Origin of the sequence: Campylobacter sp. 2018MI10, from assembly GCF_018501175.1 — a bacterium.
Taxonomy (GTDB): domain Bacteria; phylum Campylobacterota; class Campylobacteria; order Campylobacterales; family Campylobacteraceae; genus Campylobacter_E.
The window spans coordinates 1-573 of the sequence record NZ_JAHCZD010000060.1; the positions used below are offsets into that span (position 1 = coordinate 1).

Here is a 573-nt window from a genome sequence, read left to right on the forward strand (position 1 = left end):
TCACCGCATAACTTGGGATAAAACCTATCAGAGTAGTTGAAATTCCCATTAAAGCTATTGTAGACATCATAACATTTTTTCTTCCGTGTCTATCACCTAAATGACCAAAAAACACAGCCCCTCTAGGTCTTGCAATAACACCTATGCCATAAGATACAAAACTAAGCAAAAGTGCAATTACTGGAGTTTGCTCAGGAAAAAATACTTCTGAAAAAATTGTTGCAGCTGCTAAACCATAAAGTGCAAAATCTGCATATTCCATAGCAGTTCCCAACCAGCAAGAAAAAACTGCCTTTTTAAAAACTTTTCTACCTTCAGGTGTGTTAAAATTCTTATCTGCAATTCCATCAATTACTTCAAGAGAATGCGGAATTGTCGTTCCAATTGCAAATTCAATCGTATAAGCTTTATCAATCGATAAATCTGTACCAGATCATAGAGTAGATGCATTTTTGGTGTGGAATACATCTATGAGGACAAAAATGATTTCCTTTATCTTCGCGACCGCAATGTCTGGAGATATGCTAGTGTTTGTTTATGTAAATGGTATCTTAGGATCTTACTTAATTGTGG

Annotated in this window: 1 protein-coding gene; it reads right to left on the reverse strand. The window is 35.4% G+C overall.

Annotation, left to right across the window (positions count from 1 at the left end; genetic code table 11):
• On the reverse strand, positions 1 to 352 hold a 352-nt coding region (locus tag KJR01_RS09660; protein WP_214119027.1), incomplete at its 3' end, for an MFS transporter.
• Positions 353 to 573 lie beyond the last annotated feature (221 nt).